This window comes from uncultured Abyssibacter sp., from assembly GCF_964000955.1.
Lineage (GTDB): Bacteria > Pseudomonadota > Gammaproteobacteria > Nevskiales > OUC007 > Abyssibacter.
Map to the genome: position 1 here is coordinate 1 of NZ_CAXFCL010000301.1, position 9,885 is coordinate 9,885.

The 9,885-nt window shown below is 65.2% G+C and carries 8 protein-coding genes; 5 read left to right on the top strand and 3 right to left on the bottom strand.

Features of this window, described 5'->3' with window-relative positions:
* Nucleotides 1-119 (bottom strand): nitronate monooxygenase (locus tag ABNS06_RS14365; protein WP_348675290.1); only part of this gene is annotated, 119 nt, incomplete at its 3' end.
* Nucleotides 120-251: 132 nt separating this feature from the next.
* Nucleotides 252-1,043: an SDR family oxidoreductase gene (locus tag ABNS06_RS14370; protein WP_348675283.1), complete on the bottom strand. Its 792-nt coding sequence runs from the start codon at nucleotides 1,041-1,043 to the stop codon at nucleotides 252-254.
* Nucleotides 1,044-1,307: 264 nt separating this feature from the next.
* On the opposite strand from ABNS06_RS14370, the gene ABNS06_RS14375 reads away from it, so the two are divergent.
* On the top strand, nucleotides 1,308-2,342 hold the full coding sequence (locus ABNS06_RS14375) for a patatin-like phospholipase family protein (protein WP_348675284.1): 1,035 nt from the start codon (nucleotides 1,308-1,310) through the stop codon (nucleotides 2,340-2,342).
* A gap of 64 nt (nucleotides 2,343-2,406) precedes the next feature.
* On the opposite strand, the gene ABNS06_RS14380 is transcribed toward ABNS06_RS14375, so the two are convergent.
* Complete coding sequence (locus ABNS06_RS14380) at nucleotides 2,407-3,483, bottom strand: AraC family transcriptional regulator ligand-binding domain-containing protein (RefSeq protein ID WP_348675285.1); 1,077 nt, start codon at nucleotides 3,481-3,483, stop codon at nucleotides 2,407-2,409.
* 134 nt (nucleotides 3,484-3,617) lie between these two features.
* On the opposite strand from ABNS06_RS14380, the gene ABNS06_RS14385 reads away from it, so the two are divergent.
* The 4 genes from ABNS06_RS14385 to ABNS06_RS14400 form a co-directional block, all read left to right on the top strand.
* Entirely contained in the window at nucleotides 3,618-4,589 is a 972-nt protein-coding gene (locus tag ABNS06_RS14385) for an enoyl-CoA hydratase/isomerase family protein (RefSeq protein ID WP_348675286.1), read from the top strand.
* Between the two features lie 129 nt (nucleotides 4,590-4,718).
* Nucleotides 4,719-6,539 carry a hydantoinase B/oxoprolinase family protein gene (locus ABNS06_RS14390; RefSeq protein WP_348675287.1) on the top strand — a complete coding sequence of 607 codons (1,821 nt, stop codon included), beginning with the start codon at nucleotides 4,719-4,721 and terminating at the stop codon, nucleotides 6,537-6,539.
* Entirely contained in the window at nucleotides 6,536-8,623 is a 2,088-nt protein-coding gene (locus ABNS06_RS14395) for a hydantoinase/oxoprolinase family protein (protein ID WP_348675288.1), read from the top strand. The genes ABNS06_RS14390 and ABNS06_RS14395 overlap by 4 nt, the downstream gene beginning before the upstream one ends.
* A gap of 14 nt (nucleotides 8,624-8,637) precedes the next feature.
* The coding region (locus ABNS06_RS14400; RefSeq protein ID WP_348675289.1) for a CoA transferase at nucleotides 8,638-9,885 on the top strand (1,248 nt) is incomplete at its 3' end.

Genomic DNA, 9,885 nt, shown 5'->3' on the forward strand with positions numbered 1-9,885 from the left:
ATGCCCAGGCCGCCGGCATTCGACACCGCCGCCGCCAGTTCGGCGTAGCCGACGAAGTGCATGCCGCCCTGGATGATGGGGTGCTCGATACCGAACAGTTCGGTGATTCGGGTCTTCATGACAATCCCTTGTGACAGCGATCGGCGCTGCGCGACCCGTCCAGGTCGCCGGCAGATCTAGCGTATGGAGGTGGACATGCTAAGCGGTGCGGGCCGGGGCTTCGACCCCCGTCACACCGCCGGCCACGACCATCAGCCCTGCGGCACGCGCTCGCAGGTCATGGCCTCCACGGTCAGCGTCTTGGTGGTCGTCCAGCCACCGTCCAGGGCGATGGTCTGTCCGTTGATATAGCTGCCCGGCACTGTGGCGAGGAAGTACACGGTGTTGGCGACATCCTCGACCGTGCCCTCGCGATCCATCGGCGTCATCTCGTGATTGAGCCTCTGGAAGAACGGCGCCTCCCAGAAATCCTGGGTCATGGCGGTCTTGATCACGCCGGGACAGACGATGTTGCTGCGAATGCCCTGAAAGCCGTAATCGGCGGCGATGCTCTGCGTCAGCCCGATCAGGCCCGACTTGACCACGCAGTAGGCGCCGCCACCGGCGCCGCCGCGAATGCCGAACGTGGATCCCACATTGATGACCGACGCGCCCGACTGCATCACCCGCAGGGCCGCGCGGGCGAAGCGGAACGGCGCCTTGAGACTGGTCTCGACCACCTCGTCCAGCGTCTGATCATCGGTCTGGTCGACCGGCGCCCATTTTCCGGAGCCCGCGTTGTTGACGAGGCAATCCAGGCGACCGAACGCGTCCATGGCGAGTTGCACCGCGCGGTCCGCGGTATCCGCCGCGGTGACGTCGGCCGCGAGAATCTCCACGTCGGTGTCCAGCGACGCCGCCAGCTGTTCCAGGCGTTCCTGTCTCCGCGCGACGGCAACGATACGAAAACCGCCCTCGGCGAATCGCCTGGCGATGGCCTCACCAATACCGGAACTGGCGCCGGTGACCAGGGCAACGGGTTTCGGGGTGGAATCTGCATGCATGTCGTCTGTCTCCCGCAACGTTTTATGTGACGGCGCTACTGCACGAACGCCTGTTTCATGCGGGGTTATACCCGCCCCCCGTCGCCGGCCGGTGGGCAATTGCATGTGCAGACAGTTTTGAACTCGGGCACAGACCAAACAAAAAATCGCGCGAGGCCTTCCGGTCTCCGTACCCCTCTGTTGTCCGGATCCCCTCCGATTTGCCGTAGTAGGTCATATCGGGGCGCCGGGGGCGCTTCTTTCAGCGAAACCAAGGGGGAGACCATGACCGACTACCCATTTCGCAACCTCGTATTCGAGGGCGGAGGCGTCAAGGGCATCGCCTATGTCGGCGCCCTTCAGGCGCTCCAGACACGCAACATCATGGACAACGTCGAACGTGTCGGCGGCACGTCGGCGGGAGCGATCAACGCCGTTCTGCTCGCCTGCGGCTACAGCCTGGAGGAGACGCGACAGATTCTCCAATCCATGGACTTCAACAAGTTCCTCGACGACTCCTGGGGCATTGTCCGCGACATCGATCGGCTACGTGAGCAATACGGCTGGTACAAGGGCGACTTCTTCAGACAGTGGATGGGCAAGCTCATCGAGAACAAGCTGGGGAATCCCCACGCGACGTTCAACGACTTTTCCAAGGCCGGTCTGCGTGACCTGTTCCTCGTCGGCACGAATCTGTCGACGGGCTACTCGGAGGTGTTCTCGATCGAGCACACGCCACGTGTACGTGTCGCCGACGCGGCACGAATCTCCATGTCCATCCCGCTGTTCTTCAAGGCCGTGAGCGACCTGCGGGGCGACGTGCTGGTCGATGGCGGCGTCTTCAACAACTATCCGGTGAAACTCTTCGACCGAGAGAAGTACATCAAGTCCAACCGCCGCCCGAAACACGCCCGCCGCACTGACTATTACAAAAAGGCCAATCAGACCAAGCCGAAGAAAAGCAGCACCTACGTCTACAACCGGGAGACCCTGGGATTTCGCCTGGACAGCAAGGAAGAAATCGCGCTGTTCCGGGACGGTGCCGAACCGCAACGACGCGATATCGGCGATTTCTTCGACTACGCCTTCGCGCTGATCAACGCCGTCATGAATGTCCAGGAGGACCGTCATCTGCACAGCGACGACTGGCATCGCACGGTCTACATCAACACGCAGGGGGTCGGCACCATGGATTTCGACCTGCCCGACCACCGCAAGGCGGCGCTGGTCGAGGCCGGACACGCCGCGACCGAACGTTATTTCACCTGGTTTGACGAGGCGGACCCTGCCGACCCGCCGGCCAATCGGCCCGACCTCTGATTCCACCCGTCGCCCGGTCTCGGCGCGTTAAGTATCGAGACCACGCGACGAAACGGTCACCACGTCAAGAATGCAGCCGCTGATCGGGAGTTGTCGCCCGCCAGCGATATTGCTTCGGCGTCTCACCGGTCCACCGCTTGAACGCCCGGCCAAAGCTGGACTGTTCGGAATAGCCCAGCAGGTCGGCCACGTCGTCCAGCGAAAGCTGGTCCTGTTTCAGGTAGGACTTGGCGAGTTCGGTGCGGACGCGCTCGAGAATGTCGGAGAACTTCAGCCCGGCCTCACTGAGGTTCGATTGAAGGGTGCGGACCGAGGTACCCATCTTGCGGGCGCAGAGCTCGATGGAGCAGCTGCCCGACGGTAGCGAGCCGCGCACATAGTCCTCGACGCGCTCGACAATGGTCGTGCGTGACGCATCCTTGACCCGGTCCAGATAGCCGCCCAGCAAACCGAACAGCAGGCGGTTGGCACTGGCGACGGGCCACTGCAACACCGCGGACGGGAACGCGATGGCGTTGACCGTGGCATTGCTGTGGAAGCGGCAACCCATGCCGTTTTCGATGTCCGCGATGTCACGCGGACGTGTCATTCCGGCCAGGTGCACATACTTCGGACGGAATTCCCGCCCGCCGATCAGCTGCAACAGCTTCAGGTTCAGCATCGCCGCCTGGTAGTTCGCCTGGTTGTTCGTGCCCAGGTCGGATCGGACGAACCAGCGCAGTTCCGCGGTTTCCCGCCCCTCGACCAGATCGAGCACGGTCACCGGCGAATGCACCACCGGGATGTAGTCCATGAACCCGGTCAGCGCCTCGCGAAATGTCGAGGCCGCCCGGCACAACGCGGTCACGCAGCCATAGACATCGGCGTCCTGATGCTGGGCGAGTCGCAGGCCGAACAGCGGTTCCTTGAGCGTGGTGCTGCAGTACTCGAGCACGTTCACCAGTGACTGGCAGTCGATGTACTGCTCGGGGTCGCGCAGGGCACGCGGATCGATGCCGTGCCGGTCCAGAATCCGGCGCGGGTCGGCGCCCAGCTTGCGGACAAGTTCCGGAAAGCCCCGGAAGTTGGCCGTTCGCATCTGCCGTTCTGTCGGCATGGAATCGAACGGGCCATCCAGGCTGTAGAAAGGCTGGTTGCCCATGTTGTGTGCTCCTCGGGGGCCATGGCGGCCGCACCTTCGGTAGATGCTAGCACACGAGATGTCGGGAATTATCGGCCCTCGCGATGGGACAACTCGGGGTCTCGAATAACGACTAGAACGAGGATGACACGCGGATGCCGACGACAGCCGAACTCAAGGAAGACGCCAAGCAATACATCCGATACGAGAAGGACCGCAAGACCCGGATCGCGACCCTGACGTTCACCCGACCGGATGCCCAGAACGCGGTCACCGCGGGCATGCGACTGGTCTACGCCGACCTGATTCACCAGGCGAACATCGACGACGACGTCAAGGTGCTGGTGATCCGCGGCGAGGGCAAGCACTTCGGCAGCGGCGGCGATCTGCCGGAGCAGGCCGACATGCTGTCCGAGTCCAACCAGGACGTGTCGATGCTGCGGGAGTTCGACATGGACGGCGCCGACGTCACCTACCCGCCCAAGGACAGCTTTCGCTTCCTGCACGGGCTGACCGACTACTACGCCCGCGGCCGCGCCGGCTGCCGCCCGCTGCAGGAGTTCAAGAAGATCAGCATCGTCGAGGCCAAGGGCTACTGCTACGGCTGGCATTTCTACCAGGCCGCCGACGCCGACCTGCTGGTGTCCTCCGACGAGGCGTTGTTCGGCCACCCGTCGTTCCGTTACGTGGGCTGGGGGCCGCGGCTGTGGACCTGGATCGAGACCATCGGCCTGCGCAAGTTTCAGGAGATGTTGTTCACCGGCCGCCCCTTCACGGCCGCCGAGATGGACAAGTGCAATTTCGTCAACAGCGTCGTGCCGCTGGACGAGCTCGACGCCGAGACCGCCAAGTACGCCAAGGCCTGCGCCCGCTCCCGGCCGACCGACACCGTCGCCGTCCAGAAGACCTTTCTGGAGATCTACAAGCAGCACCGCGGCGAGTACATGGGCAGCCTGCTCACCGGCTGGGTGGAAGGAATGCTTCCGTCCATCCGCAATGACACCACGGACGACGTGCAGCTGGGCGACGAAGTCTTCGGCAGGGGCCTGAACAACGTGGTCAAGGACATCGACATGGAATACCCGCCCGAGTGGCGGATGAGCCGGTCGAACCGCAACAAGCCCTAGCCCTGCGCGGGCTGTCGACGGGCTCACGCGAACTGTCGGGAATCGCCCCCGACGCCTGACTACCGTGCGAGCGAGGCTGACCCGCATCCGCCCGAATCATCACAACGACATGCGAGGGGTGAGACCAACATGTCCTACGAACTGAACCGCCGCCTGGCCGCGCGACGCGAGCCGCTGCCAACCGACGCCTCCGTCGATGCCGTCAGCGCCGCCATCATTCGCGGCGCGATGGAAACCATCTGCTTCGAGGCCGCGACCCATCTGGGCCGCGCGGCGTCGTCGCCGATCATCAACCAGTCCAACGAACGCAACGCGGTGATCGTGGACGCCCATGGCCGGCTCGCCTCCGGGTCCATTGGCACGCCGCATCTGACCTTCGTCTCCCAGCTCACGGTCCGCTACGGCCTGGAGCATTTCGAGGACTACGACTGGGGCCCTGGCGACGTGTTTCTCGGCAACGACCCGGACCACGGCGGTGGTCACCTGCCGGATTACAACGTCTACGCGCCGGTGTTCGACGACAACGGCGAACTGGTGATGATCCAGGCCTTGCAGGCGCATCAGGGTGACACCGGCGGCAAGGACCCGGGCGGATTCACGCTGGAGGCCACCGACATCTTCACCGAAGGCCTGGCGATTCCCTGCGTCAAGCTGGTCCACCGCGGCGAACCCCGGCGCGACATCATCCGGCTGATCGAACGCAACAACCGCTTCGCGACCTTCTCCGGCGACCTCGCGGCGATGATGAGTGGCGTGCAGCGCTCGGTGAAATCGCTGGAAGCCATGATCCGCAAGTGGGGCAGCGACACCGTCAAGGCCGCGATCAACTACAACATCGCCCACACCGAGCAGTGCGTGCGCCGGGAAATCGCCGGGTGGCCGGATGGCAGCTACGCCGCCACGGTGTACATCGACCACGACACCCAGGGCACCAAGGACGTGAAGGTGCAGGTCACCTGCACGGTCAAGGGTGACCAGCTCACGGTGGACCTGAGCGGCACCGACGACCGCCCGAACCTGGTCGGCGTGTGGAACACCTACGGCAACACGCGCAGCTACATCATGGTGCAGATTGCCGCGATGGTGGACCCGGGCATCGTCAAGAACGAGGGCATGTTCGACGCCGTCGACATCATCGTGCCGGAAGGCTGCATCGCGCAGCCGCCGCCCAACTCGCCGGCCGCGCTGGGCTCGTTCCATCCCGCCTGCGAAATCACCGAAGGCGTGGCCGTCGCGCTATCCAAGGTCGTTCCCGGCCGCTGTCAGCCACAGGTCTACAAGATCGGCATGCCCAACGCGGTGATCGGCTTCGACGCCAACGGGATGTGGATGGACCAGGGCGTGGACACACGCTCGATGGACGTCTCCGCGGTCGAAGGCATCGACGGCTGGGGCTCCTGCCCGGCCTCGCTGGGCAACCTGTTCCTGTCCGAGGCCGAGGATGCCGAGTGTCGGTTTCCGGTGCTGAACATCAACCGCGAAATGACCACGGATGCCTGCGGCGCAGGGCAGTGGCGCGGGCAGCCCGGCAGCCTCAACGTCAAGAAAGTGCTGCAACCGACCATGGCCATGGCCTGGATGGTTTCGGCCGAACACCCCATCAGTGGCATGTGCGGCGGGGACAGCGGCAGCCCCTACGTCAACCATTTCGAACTGGGCTCGGACAACGAACGCAAGATCGAACTGATCGCCCGCGATCAGCTTCCGGCGAATGCCGTCATCGCCTACCAGCATGGCGGCGGCGGCGGATTCGGTCCGGCGCTGGCGCGTGATCCGGAAGCCGTGAAGGAAGACGTGCTGGATGAATACGTCAGCCTCGCTGCGGCGAGAGACAAATACGGCGTGGTGCTCACCGGCACACTGGAAAACTACGATCTGGCCGTCGACGTCGCGGCAACCGCGGCGCTGCGTGAGCAAATGACCGCGGCGCGCAACAGCCAGGCGGCATGAAGGAGACACCCGTGGGCTACCGCGTAGGCATCGACATTGGTGGCACGTTCACCGACTTCGCCCTGCTCAAGGGCGCGGACATCGTGTTGCACAAGAATCTCAGCACCCCGGAGGACCGCTCCATCGGCGTGATGACCGGGCTCGGCAAGCTGGCCGAGATCGAAGGTCTGGATCTGGGCGACTTTCTCGGACAGTGCGAGGCGATCGTGCACGGCACGACCGTGGCGGACAACACCCTGATCGAGATGAACGGCGCCGTCACGGGGCTGATCACCACCGAGGGTTTTCGTGACGAGATCGAATACCGCCGCGGCTTCAAGGAAGACATCTGGGATGTGCGCCTGGAGCCACCGGTGCAGATCACGCCGCGCCGACGCCGGCTCACCGTGCCGGAGCGCATCCTGCACGACGGCAGCGTCTACACCGAGCTCGACGAGGACGCCGTGCGCGGCTGCTGCGAAAAACTGCGCAAGCAGAACGTCGAGTCGGTGGCGATCTCGCTGCTGTTTTCCTTCGTCAATCCGGCGCACGAAACCCGCGTCGCCGAGATCGTCGCCGAAGAACTACCGGGCGTGCAGATCTCGCCGTCGTCAAAGGTGCTGCCTCGCGCCCCGGAGTACGACCGCACCAGCACCACCGTGGTCAACGCCTACGTGGCGCCGCGGGTCACGGCCTACCTGGAGCGGCTGGTTTCGCGGCTGAAGGAAGCCGGCTACCGGCACCAGCTCATGGTCATGCAGGCCAGCGGCGGGGTGATGACCAAGGCCTACATGGAGGATGCGCCGATCCGCGTGCTGGCCTCCGGCCCGGCCGGCGGCGTCATCGGCTCGGCCCACGTCGGCGCAAAAAAGGGCTGCCCCGATCTGCTTTGCGTGGACATGGGCGGCACCTCCTACGACATGTCCGTCGTCCAGAACGGCACGGCGCCGGCCGAGGCCGGCTGGAACATGCATCACCGTTACCTGATCGGCGTGCCGATGGTGAAGGTGGAAACCCTGGGCGCCGGTGGCGGCTCGATCTGCCACGTCAACAATGGCGCCCTGCAGGTGGGTCCGGCCTCCGCGGGCTCCTACCCGGGGCCGATCTGCTACGGCAACGGCGGCACGCAGCCGACCATCACCGACGCGTTGCTGATGCTGGGCATCCTGTCGGCCGAATCGACCTTCGCCGGCGGCAGCTTTTCGCTGACCCGGGACGGCGTCGAACCCGCCTTCCAGGCGATCGGCGACGCCATGGGCTACAGCGCCGAGGAGGCCGCGTTCGACTGCTGGCGCGTGGTCAACGCCAACATGTGCCAGGCCGTGCGCCGCACCACCGCCGGCAAGGGCATCGACCCGCAAGACATGGTCATGCTCGCCTATGGCGGCAACGGCCCGGTCTTCGCGGCCATTCAGGCGCAGGACCTGGGCATCTCCCGGGTGCTGGTGCCGAAGGCCTCGCCGACCTTCTCCGCTCTGGGCACGCTGGTCGCCGAACCGAGCATCGACGAGGAGCGCTCCTACATCGCCCCGGTCGACAGCCCTGATCTGGCGACGCTGAAAGCGCTGTGGACGGAACTGGGCGACCGGGCGCAGCAGTATTTCTCCGACGCCAACTATGCGGCGGCGGACCTGACCGTCACCTACCAGATGAACATGCGCTACCGCGGGCAGAATTTCTCGCTGACCTTCGACATCGCGCAGAGCAGTGGCGGCCAGGACCTGTCCTTCATCGACGAGGACCTGGGCAACCGGGCCCTGGAAGCCTTCAACCGCCGCCACATGGAGGAGTTCGGTCATATCCGCGAAGGCGAGATGCCGGAGATCACCGGCGTGCGGCTGGCCACCTCGGTGCACACGCCCTCCCCGGCGGTCGGCAGCGGCTTCACCGCGCCGCGAGCGGCCGCCAAGCCGGCGATGCATCGTCGCGCCAATCTGGGCGATGGCTTCAAGGACACGCCCATCTTTCACGGCACCGACCTGCGGCCCGGCCACGAGATCATCGGCCCGGCCGTGATCGAGGAGACGTTCACCACCATCGTGGTGTACCCCGGCTGGAAGGCCAACATGGACGATGCCGGTGACTACGAACTGACTCAGATTTGAGGACGAGACGGACGATGTCGGCCATGCAGGGGATCACCGTGCTGGAACTGGCGGAAACCGTCGCCGGCGAATACTGCGGCAAGCTGCTCGCCGATTTCGGCGCGGACGTGGTCAAGCTGGAACGGCCTGGCGTCGGCAGCCCGACGCGCCGCATGGGACCGTTCGGGCGGTCGGGACGCGACGGCGAGAACAGTGGTCTGTTCGCCTATCTCAACACCAGCAAGCGTTCGGTCGAGCTGGACCTGTCCGACACCGCCGCGCTCATGACGCTGGTGGATCGCGCCGATGTCGTCATCGACGATCACGCCTCCGGCTTTCTCGCCTCCGTTGGCCTGGACCCGGAGACGCTGGCGCGAACCCACCCGCATCTGGTGCTGTGCTCGATCACCGCGTTCGGTCAGCACCCGCCCGAGGATCGGCGTCACGCCGAGGACCTGACCGTATTCCAGGCCAGCGGCTGGGGCTTCCATACGCCGACCGGAGCCGAGGAATCCCAGCCGCCGCTGAAGGGCGCGGGTCGTTTCCTGGTCAGCTATGAATCCGGCCTGGATGCCGCGCTTTGCATCGCCGCCGCACTTTGTGATCGCGAGCAATCCGGCAGCGGACGCTTCATCGACATCTGCGCCCAGCAGGTCATGGCCTCGCGGGTGGACTACGTGCTCGGTCAGATGATCGCCGGCGACATGGATGTGAGCACCGACCGCAAGGCCTTCGACCTCTCGGGACCGGCCGGCATCTTCCGCTGCAGGGACGGCTACGCCTATCTGTGGATGTCCGCCCCGGCGCACTGGGACGGCCTGCGCAAGCTGCTGGACGATCCGGCCTGGATGGACGAGTTCCCGGACCGCTGGCTGGAGCTGGACTGCACCCCGGAGCGTGTCGCGCAATGCCGGGCGCATATCGCCGAGTGGCTGGCGAACGAGGACAAGCACGCGATCTCGGCCAGGGCCCAGGAGCTCGGACTTACGATGGCGGCAGTGCAGAACGCCGAGGACATCGCCCGTTCGGCGCAGTACCGGCACCGTGGTTTCTTCACCGAGGTCGACCACCCGGAGCTGGGCGTCGCCGCCTATCCGACCGTGCCCTACAAGCTCAGCGAGACACCGGCGCGTATCCACGCGCCCGCCCCGCTACTCGGGCAGCACAGCCGGGAGTGCCTGGCCGCCGATGCCGTCACACGCCAACCCGCGCGCCAACCCTCACGCCAACCCTCACGCCAACCCTCACGCCAACCCTCACGCCAACCCTCACGCCAACCCTCA

Coding starts and splice junctions, on each gene's coding strand:
- ABNS06_RS14370 (WP_348675283.1), bottom strand. CDS start 1,043: ATGCATGCAGATTCCACCCCGAAACCCGTTGCCCTGGTCACCGGCGCC.
- ABNS06_RS14375 (WP_348675284.1), top strand. CDS start 1,308: ATGACCGACTACCCATTTCGCAACCTCGTATTCGAGGGCGGAGGCGTC.
- ABNS06_RS14380 (WP_348675285.1), bottom strand. CDS start 3,483: ATGGGCAACCAGCCTTTCTACAGCCTGGATGGCCCGTTCGATTCCATG.
- ABNS06_RS14385 (WP_348675286.1), top strand. CDS start 3,618: ATGCCGACGACAGCCGAACTCAAGGAAGACGCCAAGCAATACATCCGA.
- ABNS06_RS14390 (WP_348675287.1), top strand. CDS start 4,719: ATGTCCTACGAACTGAACCGCCGCCTGGCCGCGCGACGCGAGCCGCTG.
- ABNS06_RS14395 (WP_348675288.1), top strand. CDS start 6,536: ATGAAGGAGACACCCGTGGGCTACCGCGTAGGCATCGACATTGGTGGC.